Origin of the sequence: Corynebacterium jeikeium (assembly GCF_000738175.1) — a bacterium.
In the GTDB taxonomy this organism is placed as follows: Bacteria; Actinomycetota; Actinomycetes; order Mycobacteriales; family Mycobacteriaceae; genus Corynebacterium; species Corynebacterium jeikeium_C.
The window spans coordinates 23041-41584 of the sequence record NZ_JFCH01000025.1 but is presented as its reverse complement, the minus strand read 5'-3'; the positions used below and the strand labels follow the sequence as shown (position 1 = coordinate 41584).

Below are 18544 nucleotides of genomic sequence, written 5' to 3'. Positions count from 1 at the left end.
TATTTATGTATATTTATGCTGTGCGTTTATCGCTCGGGGCACTTTGTTGCCCCTTTTCTAGGTGACGCCAACTTCTCGGCGCGCAACAACATGAATAAACGGGACTTGAGGTTATGACGTTCGACTTTTCCCAGTACACCTACCGTCCGCGGCATGCGGCAAAGAGCTCACGCTCTGCTGCAAAGGGTATCGCCACCGCGGCTCTGACCGCCTCCATTGGTGTGGCAGGGTTCGCCGTCCCGACGAATGCCGCGCCCGCAGGTCCGCCCGCCGGCTCGCAGCTTCCGCCCATGCCACAGGTTCAGCTGCCCCCGCCGCCGCAGCTCCCGCAGCTCCCACCGTTGCCTCCGGTTCCGCAGGCTGTGGAGGATGCGCTGAACCAGCTGGGAATGTCCGCCAACCAGATCCCGGGTTCCTCCGCCCCGCAGCGCCCGGCACCGCACCGGCCGGCACCGAACAACGGCTACAAGGTGCGCACGATCCACAACGTGCCTGCGCGCACCTCCATGGCAGTGGTGACCAATAACGGCATTGCCAAGACCCCGAACGCGGATGAGTCTCGCCCGGGTCTATCAATCGTGAAGCTGTACATGGCGGACTACGTGCTGCGCTACGGCGATCGCAGCAACTCCGATCGCTACCTGGCAGAGCGCATGATCCGCTTCTCCGACGACGGTGCAGCCTCCAAGATCTACCGCAAGTACCCACGATCTATCAGCACCATCGCCCGGGAGTATGGCCTGCGCAACACCCGTGCAGCCGCCCACTGGGGTAACTCCTATACATCCGCGACGGATACCGCTCTATTCCTGCACAAGCTGCGTATCCGCCACCCGCGCTCCCTGGTTCTGCACTGGATGCGCACCGCCAGCCCCGTGGCGGCTGACGGCACCCGCCAGAACTGGGGAACGGTGCACCTGCCGGGTGTCAACGGCACGAAGTGGGGCTGGTCCGATTACGGTCGCCAGACTTTGGCCTCGGCCTCCTTCGGCAACGGATACACCGTGGCCTCCTTCTCCTGGGGCGGCCGTGCGGTGCAGAACGCAGATACTCGAGCGGCAGCAGGATACCTGCGATAGTCTTAAGCCTCGAAGTGCAGCGACACATAAGCAACTAAGGCACATGAAGGATTGAGCTAGGCTCCTGGCACGGAAAGTTTTTAGGTAATGGCACCACAGGACAAAAACCCTTTCAACAGCGGAGGCAACGGCGCGGACGGGCAGAACGCCGACAACCCGACCGAATACTTGGGGCAAGCCAAGTCGGAAGGGGCGGGTGCGGAGCCCCCACAGTACCGCCGCCAGGATGATCAGAGCACGCAGGTATTCGGAGCCTCCGGTACTGGAAACTCGCAGGGCTACCAGAACACGGGCGGTCAGGGGTACGGTGCGCCCGGTTTTAACCCTCAGGGTGGCTATGGCCAGCCTGGTCAGCAGGGCTACGGTCAGCCTGGTCAGCAGGGATACGGCCAAGCTGCCTACGGCCAACAGGGTTATGGGCAGCAGGGATACGGCCAACAGGGCTTTGGCCAGCCCGGTTATGGTCAGCAGGGTTACGGTCAGCAAGGGTATGGCCAGCCCGGCCAGGGATATGGTCAGGGTTACGGCCAGCCCGGCCCCAACGGCGCCAATGGGCAGGGTGGCAATGGCAACGTAGCCAAGATCGTTATCGGCCTGCTGGTGCTTATTGCACTGGTGGTTGGCGGTGTGCTTCTTTATAACCTGGTCTCAAGTGACGACGATGGTGGCGATAAGCCCAGCTCCTCTACATCCGAGGCCACGGATACGACGGGCGAGAACAACGAAGAGACTTCGGGGAACCAGAACGAAGACAACCCGCTGACCTCGCTCCCCAGCCCCTCTGGCATTACTTTGCCTTCGGACTTCCCGGACATGTCTGACTACCAAGATCAGCTCGACGACAGCCTGGAAGATCTGGAAGAGATGTTGAGCAGCATGACCGAGAGCCCTGCCGTGCCCACCGGGAGGCCCAGCTACAATTAGCTCGGCCGCGGCGGAGCCCGGAACCTAGAGCTCCAGCTAAAAACAGCAACAAGAAACCCCCAGGCGGACTTAAAACCTGGGGGTTTCTTGCTGACGTTTCAAGAGGAGAATGACCGTTCGTATGTGAATCCTTTCTGTCGACCACTGAGGACTAATCTAAAGTGCCTTCCTGGAAAAACCCTGTGGACGGTCTGCAAGGTCGCTACGCGTTAAATAGGCTTTTCCCGCAAACGATAAAACCCCTGTTCAAGCGTCGGAAACGGGCTTGCTGCAACCAGTTATTTTCACGCTGAGGGCATGATTGTCCGGGCGAGGGGATAGGGTAAGGCAAGACCTACACACGTTCGAGAACCGAAACTGGGGAGTGATCCCGCCATGGAAGGCGAAAAATCTACAGCTAAGGCAAACGCGGAAAAAGTAAAAGTCGACCCGTTAATCTTCTGGGTTGCCTTTGGCTTCATCGTTGCCTTCGTCAGCTACGCGATCATCTTCAAGGACAGAGCCGCAGAAACCCTGCAGGGCGGTGCCAACTGGCTGCTGGAGAACCTCAACTGGCTGTACATCGGCAGCATCTCCTTGGCCTTCCTGTTCCTCATCGTTCTCTTCGTTTCCCGCTTCGGCCGCATGCGCCTGGGTGTGGAAGGCGAGCAGCCTGCATTCCGAACTATGTCCTGGTTTGCGATGCTCTTCGCCGGTGGCCTCGGCTCCGTGCTGATGTTCTACGGTGTGGCCGAGCCGATGAACCACGTCGTCAACGTGCCCATGCAGGACGCAGAACCGATGAGTCCAGAGGCGATCGGCGAGGCCATGGGCTTTACCCTGTATCACTTCGGCCTGCACATGTGGGTTATCTTCGCCCTGCCGGGTCTTGCTCTGGGCTACTTCATCTACAAGCGCCACCTACCACCACGCGTATCTAGTATCTTCGCGCCCATCCTTGGCGCCAGCATTTACTCGTGGCCCGGAAAGCTTATTGACGCCCTGTCTATCATCGGCACCGTTTTCGGCATCGCGGTTTCGGTCGGGCTCGGTACGCTGCAGATCAACTCTGGTCTGGCCAAGGTGTTTGGTGCGGAGACCGTCGCTTGGGTGCAGATCAGCATCCTTGTCGTCATCGTGGCGGCATCGTCCATCTCGGTATCCACGGGACTATCTAAGGGCATTAAGTGGCTGTCCAACATCAACATCCTCGCCGCAACTCTGCTAATGGTGTTCGTGCTACTGACCGGCCCAACACTTCTGCTGCTGCGCGGCACGATGGATGCCACCAGTCTGTACGCGGAGTACCTGCCGAAGATCATGTTCTGGTCCGACTCACAGCAGGTAAACCCCGGCTGGCAGGGTAAGTGGACGGTCTTCTACTGGGCGTGGACGATCTGTTGGTCGCCTTTCGTTGGCATGTTCGTTGCCCGCATTTCCCGCGGCCGTACCGTCCGCGAGTTCATCGGTGGCGTGCTGCTGCTGCCGACCGCATTCACCATCTTATGGTTCTCCGTCTTTGGCTACGCCGGCCTGGACATCGAAAAGAAGGAACCTGGCGTGCTGACCCAGCCGATCGTGGAAGAAGGCGATCCTGCCACAGCACTGTTCACCTTCCTGGAGCACTTCCCGTGGACCATGGCCATCAGCATCCTGGCGCTATTCGTTATCGCCATCTTCTTTGTCACCTCCATCGACTCCGCCGCGCTGATCACCGACATGTTCGCCGCCGGTGAGGAGGGTAAGACCCCGCTGATGTACCGCCTGCTGTGGTGCATCATGATCGGCGCGGTCGCCGGCTCCATCCTGATCATGGCTCCAGATTCCGGCATCGACGCGCTGCAGCAAACCGTGATCATCATTGGCTTCCCGTTCGTGGTGTTCAACTTCGTCATGATGTTCTCCCTTGTGAAGGGAATGAACGACGACTCTGCGGCGCGTCCCGAGCCGCCGAGTCGCCAGTGGGGCAAGACCGACTCCGCGGAGAAGCTGGCCGAGCACGAGGCTCGCCCGTCACCTGGCTATGACAACGAGGGTAAGGAGCACGCGCGATTTGAGTACGACGCGGAAGGCAACCTCGTTATCCCCGGCAACGTGCGCATTGAGGGTGACCTCGGGATCGTGGGTGACGTGGACAATGAGGCAGAAGTTGCCCCCGCGCGCCCGATGTATGACCAGGAGGGCGAACTGATTACGGAAGAGAAGGCTGAGGACGAAAGCTCAGCGGAAGATGAGGGCGTCAATAAGGAATAGATCAGGAAAACCGTTAAGCACAATCGCACCTACAACATCGGTAGGCTGGATCAAGTACGAATAAACCTATAAAAAAGGAGTGACCATGGTTCAGCGTGTAGGTGTTATCGGTGCAGGCTTGATGGGATCCGGCATCGCAGAGGTGGCAGCCAAGGCAGGAAGCGACGTGCTGGTCTGGGAAGCCAAGCAGGAGGCTGCCGATGCGGGTAAGGCTCGCATCGAGAAGTCCCTGGAGAAGGCCGTCAGCCGCGGCAAGCTGTCCGAGGAGGACCGCGACGCAGCTCTGGGTCGACTGACCTTCACCACCAAGCTCGAGGACTTCGCGGACCGCGAGCTGGTCATGGAGGCCATCATCGAGAACGAGGACATCAAGAAGGACGTCTTCGCCAAGCTGGACGAGATTGTCGAGGACCAGAAGGCGCCGCTGTGCTCCAACACGTCCTCCCTGCCGATCCAGACCATCGCCAGCGCCACCAAGAACCCGGGCCGCGTGCTGGGGCTGCACTTCTTCAACCCCGTTCCGGTTCTGCCGCTGGTGGAGGTCATCCCGGCGCTGACCACCGACGAAGACGTTGTTGAGGTGGCCCAGACCTACGCCACCGAGAAGCTGGGCAAGCAGGCCATCCGCGCCAAGGACCGCTCTGGCTTTATCGTGAACTTCCTGCTGGTGCCGTACATGCTCTCTGCAGTGCGCATGGTGGAAAACGGCGTGGCAACCCCGGAGGACATCGATACCGGCATGAAGCTGGGCGCCAACCACCCGATGGGCCCGCTGACCCTGGCCGACATGGTTGGCCTGGATACCTGCGCCTTCATCGCAGACGTGATGTACAAGGAGTTCGGCGACCCGAGCTACGCCTGCCCGCCGCTGCTGCGCCGCATGGTTACCGCAGGTCACACCGGGCGCAAGTCCGGCAAGGGCTTTTACGTGTACAATTAAACTCACGACACTCTACAGAAAGGAAGGTCACCATATGTCCATCGACGATCTGAAGAACAAGGCAGAAGGCGCCGCAGGTCAGGCCAAGGAGGCCGCCGGCGAGGCTACCGACAACCAGGATCTGGCCAACGAAGGTCGCGCCGACCAGACCAAGTCCGACATCAAGGACAAGGCCAACGAGCTGAAGGACAAGGCTTCAGACGCTGTAAACAAGGTTCTGGGCGACGCTCAGAAGTAAAACTTAAAACGACAACGTCCCGGCTGAAAGTTCAGCCGGGACTTTTGCTATTGCCGGGGGAGCTCCCCGCGCGCTGGCGCGTGCCGGAGCCTTACAGCGCCTGGTCGACGACCGTTGCCGCGCGGTCGACGATCTCCAGTGCCCAGTTCAGCTGCTCCTCGGTGGTGATCAGCGGCGGGGCGAAGTGCAGGCGGTGGCCCGAAACCATCGGCCAAATGCCAGCCTTCTTCAGCTCGGCACCGAACGCACCCATGGCCTCGCCCCCCATCGGAGTCTTGGCCTCCTGGTCGCTGACGAACTCGATGGCCCAGAAGAAGCCCTTGCCGCGGACGTTGCCCACGCTCAGGTGGTTCTCCGCGATCCTCTCCATAGCCGGGGCAATCACGCGCTCGCCGAGCTCGGCGACCTTCTCGAAGGTGTTTTCCTCGCGGTAGACCTTCTGCGCAGCCAGGCCGGGGGCACATGCCAGCGGGTGGCCGGAGTAGGTCAGGCCACCCGGGTAGGGCTTGTCGGCGAAGCGCTGGTAGATGGCCTCGTTCATCATCACGCCGCCCAGCGGCGCCATACCAGAGTTCACGCCCTTAGCGAAGGTAACCAGGTCCGGCTGCAGGTCCTTGCCGCCGTGCTCGTAGGCGAACATCTTGCCAGTGCGGCCGAAGCCGACCATAACCTCGTCGGCGATGTACAGCGCACCGTGGCGGTCACAGATCTCGCGTACCCCTTGCAGGAAGCCCTCCGGTGGGACGATGATGCCGCTGGAACCCACGACGGATTCGATCAGTACGGCAGCCACGTTGTCCTCGTACACCAGGGTTTCCTCCAGCGACTGCAGAGCGCGGGCGCACTCTTCCTCCTGCGTGGAGGAGTAGAAGGCGCTGCGGTATAGGAACGGGCCCCAGAAGTGCTTCACGTCGCCGTCGGTGGTGGGGTTGCCGTGGCGGCGTGCCTCACCGGTGGCCATGATCGCGGAGCCGGTAGCGCCGTGGTAGCTGCGGTAAGCCGTCAGGATCTTGGACTTGCCAGTGGTCAGGCGTGCCATGCGGATGGCGTGCTCGATAGCGTCCGCGCCGCCGTTGGTGAAGAAGATGTGGGAGAAGTCGCCTTGCGCCTGCTCCACGATCTCCTTGGCCAGTTCGCTGCGCACGTCGTTGGAGAACGCGGGATTCTGGTTGGTGATGCGCGTGGCCTGCTGCTGAATTGCCTCTACCAGCTTCGGGTGGGCGTGGCCCAGGTTGGCGCTGACCAGCTGGCTGCCCAGATCCAGGTAGCCGTTGCCCTGGTAGTCGTAGATCCACACGCCCTCCGCGTGACTGAGCGGCTGCGGGTTGATCTTCTCTTGCGCCGACCAGCTGTGGAATACGTAGTTGCTGTCGTTGTCGCGTACCTGCTGCTCTGCGGTCTTTGCTTCTTCGGTACCGACGCCAACTTTCGCGCCGTCGAAGGTAGTGAACTCGGTGATGTTAGGGGGTAATTCAGTCATTCCCCCAGGCTACTCCTGTGCGTTGGCATCGGCAGCGGAGCTGCTGTCTAAGACTGTTCCCGGGTGGCCTGCTCCGTAAGGCTTTCGTCGTAATCCGCGCGGTAATCCTCGCCGTAGTCTTCGTCGTCTTCAGCGCCTGGTTCGGCGAAGCCGAAGCGCTTCAGACGCGCCCGATCGGCAGCGGAGGAGGAGCTGGTCAGCTGCAGCAGCTCGTTGTAGATGCCGCCGCTGGTCGCCAGCTCTGCCGGGGATCCGACCTCGCAGACGTGCCCTTTGTCCAGGGTGACGATCTTATCCACGTCGGCGATGGTGGATAGGCGGTGGGCGATGACGATGGTGGTGCGGCCCACCATCAGCTCGTTTAGGCCAGCCTGCACCACGCGCTCGGCCTTGGTATCCAACGCAGAGGTGGCTTCGTCCAGGATCAGCACAGGCGCGTCCTTCAGCATCGCGCGGGCCACAGCGATGCGCTGCTTCTGACCGCCGGAAAGGCGCAGGCCGCGCTCGCCGATCAGCGTGTCGTAGCCGTCCTTGAAGTGCATGATGAAATCGTGGGCGAAGGCGCGCTTGGCCACCGCCACGATCTCCTCGTCGGTCGCGTCAGGCTTGGCGTAGGCGATGTTCTCCCGCACTGTGCCGGAGAACAGGGCGGGTTCCTGGAACACCACGCCGACGGAGCTGCGCAGCTCCGCAGCCGTCATGTCGGCCACGTCCTTGCCGCAGACCTTTAGCTGACCCTCGGTGGGCCGGTACAGGCCCAGCAGCAGGTTCACCAGGGTGGACTTGCCACCACCGGATTCACCGACCAGCGCCACCTGGTCGCCCTTGGCCGCCTGGAAGGTGACTTCGTGGATGACGGGCTCGCCCTTGAGGTACTCGAAGCTCACGTGGTCGAAGTCGATCACCGGCCCAGTTTCCGGGGCGGATAGTTGCGGGCGCACGGCCTGATCCACATCTTCCTGGGAGACCAGCATCGGTCCGCCTGGGCGGGCGGCCTCCAGCAGGGGAGCGGTGGCCGATGGTTCCTCCAGCTCCTCCATGGTTTCGAAGTACTCGCGGGAGCCCGCGGCGGCGCGCTGTGCGGTATCCACCATCCAGCTCATCATGCCGGCCGGCTGGCGGGCCATCACCACGTACTGCAGCAGTAGAACCATGTCGCCGAGCGTGAAGTCGCCGTGCAGGGTGCGCCAGAACAGCATCAGGTAGATGGCGAAGAAGATGATGTTCATCCCGCCCATGCGCAGGATGTCCATGAAGTGCCACCAGCGGGATTGCTCGCGGGTCAGCTGGATCGTGTCGGCGAAGTGTTTCTGGAACAGCCGCAGCTCGCGCAGCTCGGAGACGAAGGATTTCACGACCTTCACCTGGCCGATGACTTCCGCGAAGCGCCCTTGGGCGACGTCGATGTGTTCGTTCTTTTCCTTCTCCCACACCATCCACTTCCGGGAGGTCAGCATGGTCAGGTACAGGTACATCGGGAAGATAATGGCCAGTAGCAGCGCTAACGGCCAGTAGTAGATCGCTGTGATGACCAGGATCATCACCACGGTGATCAGCATGGAGAAGAAGTTGTTGGCGAAGGACTTGAGGAAGTCCGTCAGCCCCAGGATGGAGCGATCCAACCGGGAAATGATGGTGCCTGTGACCTGCTTGTCGTAATAGCCCTGTGGCAGGGCCAGAAGTTTGGCGTAATAGCGGTTGGAAAGGATCTGGCGCATTCGCATCGCCATCACGTCGCCGAACCAACCGCCGATGTTGCGGATGATGGTGTTCGCCAGTTCCACCGCCAGTAGCCCGACCGCGAGCCAGATGACGGTTTTCGTGGCGTTTTCAATGGCGGCGTCGGAGGCGCCACCGCTGACGGTGTCCACGATCGTGTCGGTGGCCAACTTCACCAGGAAGGGAGTGGCTAGTGCCAGCCCCGCGGTGACGAGGCTGGTGATCATCACAATGATGTAGAACGGCCACAGTTCCTTAGTGGAACGCAGGATTCGGCTAAAGGCATTAATCACACCTAGCCAAGTTAATTGTTCACATGCGTCTTAGCGAATTCCGCGATGCGGTCCAGGGCCTCCTCCAGGATCTCCCGGGACGTACCGAAATTGATGCGCACATGCCCCGCGCCCTGGGAGCCGAACATGGTGCCCTCGTTGAAGGCCACGCGGGCTCCTTCCAGCAGCTTCTGGCCCGGCTTTTCCTCCAGTCCCGGAACCTCACTGAGATCCACCCACAGCAGGAAGCTGGCCTCGGGGCGGATGAACTTCGCGCCGGGCAGCACCTCCGGCAGGCGGCGCTCGAGCAGGTCCAGGTTGCCCTGCAGGTACTCCAGTTCGCTGTCCAGCCAGGCCTCGCCGTCCGTGTAGGCGGCCTCGGCGGCGACCTGCCCCAGCGTGGAGGCAGATCCGGTGCGCAGCGGGCTGACCTTCGCCATGGCTGCGCGGTCATCCGGGTTGGTGAAGATCATCTGCGCGCAGTGCAGGCCGGCGGTGTTCCATCCCTTGGAGGTGGCCAGCACCGTCACGGTCACCCGCGCAGCGGTCTCGCTGAGAGTGGCCAGGGGAGTGTGCTTGTGCGGCGCGTAGACCACCGGCGCGTGGATCTCGTCGGAGATCAGGCGCACGTTGTACTTGTCAGCCAGTTCCACTAGCTTGGCCAGCTCCTCCGGCCGCCACGCGCGGCCCAGCGGGTTGTACGGGTTGCAGACGATCATCGCGCCCACGCCCGCCGGGTTGTCGGTGCTGGCGAAGGCGGCCTCCAGGGCCGCGTAGTCGAAGGCCCACTCCTCGACGCTCGCACCCTGTTCGCCCTGCTCCGCAGTGGTTTTCTCCACCTTTGTCATCTCCACCTCGACCTTCGGGCGCTTCACTGCGCTCGGCACGTCGAAGAACGGGTGGTAGCTGGGCACTGGAACGATCACGTCGGAGCCCTGGGGCGTCAATTCGTCGATAGCCGCAGCCACGCCCTTGACCACATCTGGCACCAGCCGCACCCACGTCGGCTCGATCTGCCAGCCGAAACGGCGGTCCAGGAAGCCGGCCAGGGCCTTCTCCACGGAACGGTTGCGACGTTCGTAACCGAAGTATTCGCGATCCACGCCCGCCTGGATGGCCTGCTTGACGGCGGGGCAGGTGTCGAAGTCGGTCTCGGCTACCCACAGGGGCAGGACGTCCTCGTCGTAGACAGTCCACTTCATCGTCCCGCGGGCACGCAGCGTGGCGAGGTCGGGGACGGATACGGCGGAATCCTGCGGGCGGACGTTCTGGGTGTTCTGGGTGGTTGCGTTCATAGTCTCCCACCCTAGCACTCTAGACCGAGCTGTCTAGTGTGGGTTTCGAAACAGCCCTAACAGCTCGGGTACAGCTCCGGATAATCCTCCCTAATCTGCCGGTAGGCATCCTCCGCCACCTCGCGGGTCACCTCACCCCGCGCCGCCGCATCCGTGTCAAAGCGCCGCACCAAACGTCGCGAACCATAGCGTGGCCACTCCGGATCCTCCCCGCGGGCGAAGCGCGCGACGATCCCGTGAAACTCCGTCGCCAGCGGCTGCAAACGCTCAGCGGCCGACTCGCCGCAGAAATACTTCACTGTTTTGGGCGCGACCGTGAGGGCGTCAAAAACCAAAGGCAGATCCGCGCAGTGCCAGGCCGATTGGCTCCCGTGAAACTCATAGGCCCAGCTCGTATCACGTTTCTCCTCCATGATCGCGACGGCCCAGCGTTTGATGGCCGAATCACCGATGGCCATTCCTACCGGGTTTTCTGACGCCCACCGCACCCGCGCCCCCAGCTTCCGTTCCGCGTACCACCCCAGCGCCTTGGCCGGTTGCCGAACCAGCGGGTTCTTGGAGCTCAAGCGCTTGTCGATGGCGCGGGCGAAGGGCATCTGTGTGAACTCCTCGCGCAGGGTACCGATCAGCAGCGGCACGTCGCGCATCTCGCTGGGCCGGAAAGGATACGGCCCCACGGCGCAGTCCGTGCTGTAGAAGCGGGCGTAGCGCCGATAGGCGCGCTGCAGCTGTTCGGGGGAGAGGCTGTCCAGGTGCTTGCTGGTCAGCGGGCCGCCGAGGACCGCGCGGGCAACATGCTCGCGGCTCGGCCAGCCCTCGCGCGGGAACCCGGGGCTCAAGATCACGGCGCGGTGCACCAAGCCTTCGGTGCGCGGATTGCACAGCGTCCAGGCCGTCAGCGCGCCGCCGGCGGACTGCCCCATCAGCGTGACTTGCTCCGGATCTCCGCCAAAAGCCGCGATGTTGTCCCGCACCCAGCGCAGGGCGGCCACAATATCCTCGGCGCCGCGGAAGTACTCCGGCTCGGTGTTCGGATCGGCCGAAGCGTCCACGTCGGCGGGGTGATCCTCGTCCAGCAGAGGCAGGAAGTCCTCCAGGCGGTAGCGGTAGTTCAGTGAAACGTAAACGAAACCCTCCTCGGCGAAGCGGACACCCTGGTACCAGAGTTCGTCGGCGAAGCCTTCCTCATAGCGACCACCGTGGATGAACACGATTACGGGTGCCCCAGACTTGGTACTGGCTGTGGGGGTGGAGCCAGATCCAGACTTGGCCATGGGGTGGAAGTCAGACTCGATGATGGAAGGGGGTGCGTCGACCGGGCAGGTGATGGATAGGGATTGGCGGTGGGTGGCGGTAGAGGGGTCGCCGAAGAAGAATCTAAAAGGGACGGCAGGGGAAGGAGGGGCGAAGCGTTCGCCCGAGGCATAGGGGATGGACTCGAAGCGGAGGACGGAACCGCGGAGGAAGCCACGACTGCGACCCTGATTGATGGCCACATCGACGTAGTCCTTGGCCTCAGGGATAGAGTAGGGGATCATGGATTACCTCCAAAACGCTTCCGAACTGCCTTATGAACTGCCCGACTTCGCGGCTGTCGACCTTGCCGAGCTGGTGCCCGCCTTCCGCACCGCTCTGGTGGATCACGCCGCGCAGATCGCGGCGATCGCGAACAACCCCGAGGCTCCCACCTGGGAAAACACCGCCGAGGCGTGGGAAGAATCGGGGCAGATGCTGCAGCGCGTGCTGGCCATTGTTTTTAATTATACGGGCGCAAATGCCACTGATCAGGTGCGCGAGATTGAGGCGACGATCAGCCCGGAGCTGGCGCGGCACTTTAGCGAAATCTGGCTGAACCGGAAGCTGTGGGAGCGTATCTGCGACCTGCCCGAGCAACCGGAAGGCAGCGAAGAGGAAGCCCTGCTGCGGGAGCTGAAGAAGAGCTTTATCCGCGGCGGCGCGGAGCTGGACGACGCGCAGCGGGAAAGCCTGCGCGACATTGACGCCCAGCTGGCCGAGCTGACCACCGCCTTCGGCGCGCAGCTGCAGACCGCTACCGAGGACGCGGCGGTGCTGCTGACCGACGAGGCCGAGGTCGCGGGACTGAGCGCGGCGGACAAGGAGTACTTCGCCAAGGCCGCCGCCAAACGCGGGGAGGAAGGCTGGCTGATCCGCCTGGGCCTGCCGAGCATCCAGCCGGTGCTGGAATCGCTGGAGAATCCGGCCGCGCGTGCGAAGGTGCACGAGGCATCGCTGAACCGCGCCGCCGGCAGCAACGAGGCCACACTGCTGCAGATCGTGCGGCTGCGTGCGCAGCGCGCCGAGCTGCTGGGCTTTGCTAACCACGCCGAGTTCGTAGCCGCTGCCGAGACCGCCGGTAGCCTCTCGGCTGTCGAGGAACTGCTAAATCAGGTGACGCCCGCCGCCGTGGCGAACGCGCACGGAGAGTACAAGCGGGCGCTGGACAAGATGGCCGTTAGCGGAGCTGAGGGCACAGCGGGCGCAGCGGGCACAGCTGAGCTCAGCGGCGCCGACTGGCCCTACTGGGATGCCAAGCTGCGCGCAGAAGAGTTGGACGTCGACGAGGCGGAGCTGAAGAAGTACTTCCCGCTGGAACAGGTGATGGTCGACGGTGCCTTCTTTGCCGCTAAGCGCCTCTATGGCATCGACGTGCGGGAACGCACCGACCTGGCCGGCTACGCGCCGGGCGTGCGGGTGTGGGAGGTCACCGAGGGGGAAGAATCGCCCGTCGGCATCGGCCTGCTGCTGACCGATATGTACGCCCGCCCTACCAAGCGCGGCGGCGCGTGGATGAATTCCTTTGTCGAGCAATCCAACCTGCTGGGCAAGGCGCCTGTGGTGGTCAACGTCATGAACATCGCCGAACCCGCTGAAGGCGAACAGGCGCTGCTGACCCTCGATGAGGTGCAGACTGTCTTCCACGAATTCGGCCACGCCCTGCACGGCCTGCTCTCCGACGTGCGCTATCCCACGCTGTCTGGCACCAACGTGCCCCGCGACTTCGTGGAATTCCCCAGCCAGATCAACGAAAACTGGGCCCTGGAGCCCGCCGTGTTGCGCAACTACGCCCGCCACGTGGAAACCGGAGAAGTTATCAGCGGCGAGTTCGTCGATGCGATCCGCGCCCAGGCGAAGTGGGGTCAGGGGCTGGCCACCACCGAGTTTCTGGCCGCCTGCTGGCTGGACCTGGCCTGGCACAAGCTCTCTGCCGCGGAGGCGGAGAAGCTCGCCGCCACGGACGATGCCGCCGCCCAGGTGGAATCCTTCGAGGCCGAAACCCTGGAGCGCGCCGGGGTGGACGTCAACGGCGCCCTCGCCCCGCGCTACCGCTCGGCCTACTTCAACCACATCTTCGCCGGCGGCTACTCCGCCGACTACTGGAGCTACCTGTGGGCGGAGGTGCTGGACGCCGACGGTTTCCAGGCCTTCGTCGATACCGGCGCTGCCGTGGGGGAGTCTAATGACGCCGCCGACCTCGACGACGATGATGTCCGCTTCGCGGGCGAGCGTTTCCGCCGCATCATCCTCTCCCGCGGCGCTAGCATCGACTTCGAAGACGCATTCTGGATGTTCCGTGGCCAGCAGCGCAGTGTGCAGCCGCTACTTGACCGCCGCGGCTTGAGCCAGGGGTAGATGATGGAATGGCTGATCAACGCGCCGGTGTGGATCCAAACCCCGCTGGTGTTCCTCGCCCTATTCGTGGTTTGCACCGTGTTGGCCTTAATATGGCAGGTGATCGCGCTGCGGATTTTCCCCGCCAGCGCGGAGGAAGATCGCGTGCACGGGGCGCTTTCGCTGCGCGAGATGTGGGCGAGCCGCAGTTCGGTGCCGCTGGACGACGGGGCTCAGGGCAGCGTCGGAAGCGACCAGAAGCATTAGAAGTAGCCGGACACAGAGTTAGTGAAAGACACAGGGAGGACTAGCAGCCGATGAAACACCACTCCAAGGTGCGCCAGGCGTTGGCCCTGCTGCTGGTTCTGCTGCTCGTGGCCTGGCTAGCCACCAGCGTCTTCTAGCCCAGCGAGCTTCCAGAGAGAGCGGCCCTGGCGAACGCGCTGCTAGCCCTCGCCGCGGGTAGCGGCCAGCACGTCGCGGGCCAGCTGCATGTCCGCCAGATCCTCCACCAACACCGGGTTACCCTCGCCATCGCACAGTGGTACGCGCCAGTTCGGGTACAGGTCCTGCGTGGTACCCGGCTGGTTCTGCGCGCGCAGGTCTCCCACCAGATCCACCAGCGCGGCGCAGCGTAGCAACGACGGGGTCTGCGCAATGTAGCGGTGCATGGCGCGCAGGATGTACGAAACATCCGGGCGGCGCTCACGCCCGTGCCGCGGATCGTCGAGCTCCTGGCGCAAGTCGTTAAGGAAGTAGCCCTCGCAGTCCATTCCGCGGAAGCCACCGTGGCGGGCGATGGTGCCCAGCACGTCTACCTGCCAGTTGGCATCGTCGGCGAACTCGTCGTCCGCGTTGCGAGTCAGTACCCCCAGCTTCTCGCGCAGGTCGATGTGCCCGCCGCGCAGGTAGCTGGCGGTCGGGGGCAGGTCGTGTGTGGTCACGGAGGTCAGGCAGGTACGTCGGTAGGCCTCCGGCGGCTTTGCCCCGTTGGCGTCGCCCTCAAACCACACGATCGAGGTTCCCATTACGCCGCGGCTGGCCAGGTAATCCTGCACCCACGGCTCGAAGGTGCCCAGATCCTCACCGACCACCACGGCACCGGCGCGGTGGGCCTCCAGCACTAGCGCGCCGACCAGCGCCTCGTGGTCGTAGGTGACGTAGGTGCCCAGGGTCGGGGATTCCATGCGCGGGATCCACCACAGGCGGAATAGCCCCAGCACGTGGTCGATGCGGATGCCACCGGCGGTGCGCAGGATCGTGCGCAGCATGTCGCGCCACGGGAGGTAGCCCTCCTCCGCCAGCTTCCAGGGGTGCCATGGCGGTTGCGACCAGTCCTGGCCCTGCTGGTTGTAGCCGTCCGGCGGGGCACCCACGCTGGCTCCGGGTGCCAACACGTCGGCCAGGGTCTGTGAGTCTGCGCCGCCGGGGTGCACGCCCACGGCCAGGTCGGCCATCAGCCCGATGCTCATGTGTTCGGTCAGGGTTTGTTGTGCATGCATCTCCTGCTCTTGGCAGAGCATCTGCATCCAGGCGTAAAAGTCACTGGTTAGCGCCGGGTCGTTGGCCGCGCGCTCGCACCATTCAGTGAAGCCCACAAGCCCCTCGCCCTCACGTTCGTGGAAGTCACGCAGCTGCTCCGCGCGCTCGTCGCCTATTCCTGCGGCGTACAGCAGGTGCAGGGCCTTGATTTTGGACGCCACCACGGGGTCTCGCTCCAACAGGTCAGCCGTGTGGTTGCGCTTCTTCAGCGGGGCGGCGAGCTGCTCGATCTCCGCGTGCAGCTCGGGGTGTGCGGCGTACTCAGGAGTGTTCTCCACCCGGATGTAAATGGGGTTGGTGTAGCGGCGGGTGGTCGGCAGGTAGGGGGAATCCTCCACCGGGGGAGCGGCCTCCGCTGCGTGCATGGGGTTTACAAGTACGAAGTCCGCCCCGCCGAGCTTTTGCAGGGAGTCGCTCAAGACCTCGAGGGTGCCGTAGTCGCCGATGCCCCAAGCGTCGCGGTCGCGCAGAGAATACAGCTGCGCCATCACTCCGGTACGCGGGGCATCCGGCAGGTCCAGGGATTGGGGGGAAATCAGCAGGGTAGAAGTAGCCTCCGTGGAATCGGCGCGGGCCTCTAGCTGGTGCCAGCCTGCGGGCAGTGCGGGCAGCTGGAATGTGGCGGTGCCGAAAGTGGTGGCGGCGGCTTCAGCGCCGACGGTGATGGGATCGACCCATTCATTGAGCTGCTCGAGGGCAATGGTCTCGCCGTCCTCAGTGCGAACTTGCACCTGCAGGGATTCGCCGTCGATGCAGTGGACGCGCAGGGTGCGCGGGCGGTCGGCGATGGCGGTGACGGTGGGAGGCAGCATGCGGCTGTAGCGGGCGCGCAGCAGATCCTCGATGGCCGCCTGTGCAATCTCTTCGGTGAGGGCGGCGGGGTCCTCGGGCAGGTCCAGGCCCAGCTCGCGGAGTGCGAAAAGCACGGTGCTGCTTTGGACATCTACCCTTTGGCCGTTCTGGCCGGTGTACCAGGTGGCCACACCGCACTCGGTGGCCAATTCATTGAGGATTGCATTGACGTCGGAGGCGTTTGCACCGCCGGATTCCACAGAGCTAGTCACAACTGCCATTGTGCAGGGCACTGGGCGCATCTTCCACTTTTTCAGCCTTTTTGTAAAAAGGGGCGAGCGGAACGGTGGGGAGACAGTGGGGAGGCAGTAGGGAGAAGGGCGGGGCAGCGGGTGTGGGGAGTTTTCCTGAAGGTTCGGCGTGATGCACACCACTCATATATAGTTGTAGAAGTATAAATCACGTTGAGGCTACGGGCGCAGCGACCGAAATTGCACCCGTTATTCACGTAAACACCCAGGTCAGGCAACTGTCAGGACATGAACAAAGGGAGCAGCATGACGGAGTACACCTCTGAAGCCCTGTACACGATCGACGAGCACGAGACCTGCCTAACGGCAGTCCGTGACCTTGGCGCCGAGTCCCCGGATGGGGTGCTGTTTAAGCGCCCGAAGAACTTCGACTGGGTGGACGTCACCGTTTCCCAGTTCCTGGACGACGTGTACTCGGTAGCCAAGGGCCTGGTTGCCAACGGAATCGAGCAGGGCGACCGCGTGGTTATCATGTCCGACACACGCTACGAGTGGACCGTGCTGGACTACGGCATCTGGGCTGCCGGCGGCATCACCGTGCCGATCTACCCGTCCTCTTCCACCTCCCAGTGCGAGTGGATCGTGGGGAACTCCGGCGCGAAGTTAGCGATCTCCGAAAAGTCTGGCCACACCACTCGCCTGAAGACGTTCGTCAAGGAAGGCGACCGCCCAGAGGGCGATACCTCCGCGCACCTCAACCGCGTGCTGGAGATTAACAGTGGTGCCATCGACATCCTGGTTAACGACGGCAAGGAAGCCGGCATCGAGCAGGACGTCCTGGAAGAGCGCATTGCCAACACCCGCCACGATGACGTTGCCTCCATCGTTTACACCTCCGGCACCACCGGCCGCCCGAAGGGCTGCAAGCTGACCCACCACAACTGGCTGGCTGAGGCCCGTGCCATCCTGACCCACCCGGTCGGCCGTGCCGCTGCTTTCGGTTACCGCAAGCTGACGTTCCTGCCGCTGGCGCACGTGTTCTCCCGCGCGATGGCACACGCTGCCACCGTCGGCGGCGCTACCCAGACCCACTGGAGCGACATGAGCACCCTGGTTGCCGAGTTCCAACGCACCAAGCCGAACCTGATCTGCTCTGTGCCGCGCATCTTTGAGAAGGTTCACGCGGGCGTGAAGTCCAAGGCTACGGACGGCGGCGGCGTCAAGGCTAAGATCTTCAACTTCGCAGAGCGCGCCGCAGTCGACTACTCGAAGGCACTAGATACCGACGAGGGTCCGACGCTGAAGCAGAAGATCGACCGCACTATCGGCGACAAGCTGGTCTACTCCAAGGTTCGCGAGGCCATGGGTGGCGAGCTGGACTACGCCATCTCTGGTGGTTCCGCACTGAACCCGGAGCTCATGCACTTCTTCCGCGGTGTGGGCGTGAACCTGTACGAGGGCTACGGCCTGACTGAGTGCACCGCCGCAGCCTGCACGAACTTTGCGCCCGACAACATCATCGGCACCGTCGGCCGCCCGTTGGGCGGTATCACCGTCAAGATTGACGACGACGGCGAGATCCTACTGAAGGGTGACATGGTTTTCGCCGGCTACTGGGAGAACGAGGAGGCCACCAACGAGTCCTTCAATGAGGACGGCTTCTACCGCACGGGCGACCTGGGCAAGCTGCTACCCACCGGCCACCTGAAGATCACCGGACGCAAGAAAGAAATCATCGTCACCGCCGGTGGTAAGAACGTCTCGCCTGGCCCGATGGAGGACATCCTGCGCTCCGCCCCGCTGATCTCCCAGGCCATGGTCGTTGGTGACGATCAGAAGTTCGTCGGCGCCTTGATCTCCCTGGACGAGGAAGCTGCCAAGAAGTGGAAGGAAAACAACGGCATCGCCGAGAACGTCTCCATACGCGAGCTGGCGAAGAACCCGGTTCTGCGCTCCGAGATTCAGGATGCGATCAACGAGGCTAACGCCACCGTTTCTCACGCTGAGGGCATCAAGAAGTTCCGCATCGTCCACCGCGACTTCACTGAGGAGAACGACGAAGTCACCCCGTCGCTGAAGCTGAAGCGCTTCGTTGTGGCGAAGAACTTCGCCGACGATATCGCCTGGATCTACAACTCAAAGTAAGTTAA

The 18544-nt window shown here is 63.0% G+C and carries 13 protein-coding genes; 8 read left to right on the top strand and 5 right to left on the bottom strand.

What is annotated here, in order from left to right; translation table 11 throughout:
* Window positions 1–113 precede the first annotated feature (113 nt).
* The 5 genes from JQ46_RS03090 (at window position 114) to JQ46_RS03070 (ending at window position 5413) form a co-directional block, all read left to right on the top strand.
* Window positions 114–1079 (top strand): lipoprotein, encoded by a 966-nt coding sequence (locus JQ46_RS03090; RefSeq protein ID WP_034985354.1) that lies wholly within the window; start codon window positions 114–116, stop codon window positions 1077–1079.
* 87 nt (window positions 1080–1166) lie between these two features.
* Window positions 1167–2003, top strand: a complete 837-nt coding sequence (locus JQ46_RS03085; protein ID WP_034985352.1) for a hypothetical protein — start codon at window positions 1167–1169, stop codon at window positions 2001–2003.
* A 375-nt stretch (window positions 2004–2378) separates the two neighbouring features.
* Window positions 2379–4235, top strand: a complete 1857-nt coding sequence (locus JQ46_RS03080) for a BCCT family transporter (RefSeq protein WP_034985350.1) — start codon at window positions 2379–2381, stop codon at window positions 4233–4235.
* A gap of 85 nt (window positions 4236–4320) precedes the next feature.
* Entirely contained in the window at window positions 4321–5175 is an 855-nt protein-coding gene (locus tag JQ46_RS03075) for a 3-hydroxybutyryl-CoA dehydrogenase (protein WP_034985347.1), read from the top strand.
* 40 nt (window positions 5176–5215) lie between these two features.
* A complete protein-coding gene (locus tag JQ46_RS03070; protein WP_192817228.1) occupies window positions 5216–5413 on the top strand; it encodes a CsbD family protein in 198 nt (65 codons plus the stop codon).
* Between the two features lie 91 nt (window positions 5414–5504).
* Here JQ46_RS03070 and JQ46_RS03065 read toward each other — a convergent pair whose 3' ends face one another.
* Genes JQ46_RS03065 through JQ46_RS03050 form a run of 4 tightly spaced genes read right to left on the bottom strand, consistent with a single transcriptional unit; the run spans window position 5505 to window position 11717 of the window.
* Window positions 5505–6893 carry an aspartate aminotransferase family protein gene (locus JQ46_RS03065; protein WP_034985343.1) on the bottom strand — a complete coding sequence of 463 codons (1389 nt, stop codon included), beginning with the start codon at window positions 6891–6893 and terminating at the stop codon, window positions 5505–5507.
* 47 nt (window positions 6894–6940) lie between these two features.
* On the bottom strand, window positions 6941–8905 hold the full coding sequence (locus JQ46_RS03060) for an ABC transporter ATP-binding protein (protein ID WP_034985341.1): 1965 nt from the start codon (window positions 8903–8905) through the stop codon (window positions 6941–6943).
* A gap of 11 nt (window positions 8906–8916) precedes the next feature.
* Window positions 8917–10179, bottom strand: a complete 1263-nt coding sequence (locus tag JQ46_RS03055) for a MalY/PatB family protein (protein WP_034985339.1) — start codon at window positions 10177–10179, stop codon at window positions 8917–8919.
* A 56-nt stretch (window positions 10180–10235) separates the two neighbouring features.
* The gene (locus JQ46_RS03050; RefSeq protein WP_051876217.1) at window positions 10236–11717 is read right to left on the bottom strand and encodes a carboxylesterase family protein; all 1482 of its coding nucleotides are present in this window, start codon (window positions 11715–11717) and stop codon (window positions 10236–10238) included.
* Here JQ46_RS03050 and JQ46_RS03045 point away from each other — a divergent pair.
* The gene (locus JQ46_RS03045; RefSeq protein ID WP_034985337.1) at window positions 11716–13830 is read left to right on the top strand and encodes a M3 family metallopeptidase; all 2115 of its coding nucleotides are present in this window, start codon (window positions 11716–11718) and stop codon (window positions 13828–13830) included. The genes JQ46_RS03050 and JQ46_RS03045 overlap by 2 nt on opposite strands.
* Window positions 13831–14076: a hypothetical protein gene (locus JQ46_RS03040; RefSeq protein WP_034985335.1), complete on the top strand. Its 246-nt coding sequence runs from the start codon at window positions 13831–13833 to the stop codon at window positions 14074–14076.
* Window positions 14077–14255: 179 nt separating this feature from the next.
* Here the strand turns inward: JQ46_RS03040 and JQ46_RS03035 are convergent, their stop codons facing one another.
* A complete protein-coding gene (locus JQ46_RS03035; RefSeq protein WP_034985333.1) occupies window positions 14256–16424 on the bottom strand; it encodes a 4-alpha-glucanotransferase in 2169 nt (722 codons plus the stop codon).
* A 276-nt stretch (window positions 16425–16700) separates the two neighbouring features.
* On the opposite strand from JQ46_RS03035, the gene JQ46_RS03030 reads away from it, so the two are divergent.
* Window positions 16701–18539, top strand: coding sequence for an AMP-dependent synthetase/ligase (locus JQ46_RS03030; protein WP_034985332.1), 1839 nt, complete (start codon window positions 16701–16703; stop codon window positions 18537–18539).
* Window positions 18540–18544 lie beyond the last annotated feature (5 nt).

Coding starts and splice junctions, on each gene's coding strand:
- JQ46_RS03090 (WP_034985354.1), top strand. CDS start 114: ATGACGTTCGACTTTTCCCAGTACACCTACCGTCCGCGGCATGCGGCA.
- JQ46_RS03085 (WP_034985352.1), top strand. CDS start 1,167: ATGGCACCACAGGACAAAAACCCTTTCAACAGCGGAGGCAACGGCGCG.
- JQ46_RS03080 (WP_034985350.1), top strand. CDS start 2,379: ATGGAAGGCGAAAAATCTACAGCTAAGGCAAACGCGGAAAAAGTAAAA.
- JQ46_RS03075 (WP_034985347.1), top strand. CDS start 4,321: ATGGTTCAGCGTGTAGGTGTTATCGGTGCAGGCTTGATGGGATCCGGC.
- JQ46_RS03065 (WP_034985343.1), bottom strand. CDS start 6,893: ATGACTGAATTACCCCCTAACATCACCGAGTTCACTACCTTCGACGGC.
- JQ46_RS03055 (WP_034985339.1), bottom strand. CDS start 10,179: ATGAACGCAACCACCCAGAACACCCAGAACGTCCGCCCGCAGGATTCC.
- JQ46_RS03045 (WP_034985337.1), top strand. CDS start 11,716: ATGGATTACCTCCAAAACGCTTCCGAACTGCCTTATGAACTGCCCGAC.
- JQ46_RS03050 (WP_051876217.1), bottom strand. CDS start 11,717: ATGATCCCCTACTCTATCCCTGAGGCCAAGGACTACGTCGATGTGGCC.
- JQ46_RS03040 (WP_034985335.1), top strand. CDS start 13,831: ATGATGGAATGGCTGATCAACGCGCCGGTGTGGATCCAAACCCCGCTG.
- JQ46_RS03035 (WP_034985333.1), bottom strand. CDS start 16,424: ATGGCAGTTGTGACTAGCTCTGTGGAATCCGGCGGTGCAAACGCCTCC.
- JQ46_RS03030 (WP_034985332.1), top strand. CDS start 16,701: ATGACGGAGTACACCTCTGAAGCCCTGTACACGATCGACGAGCACGAG.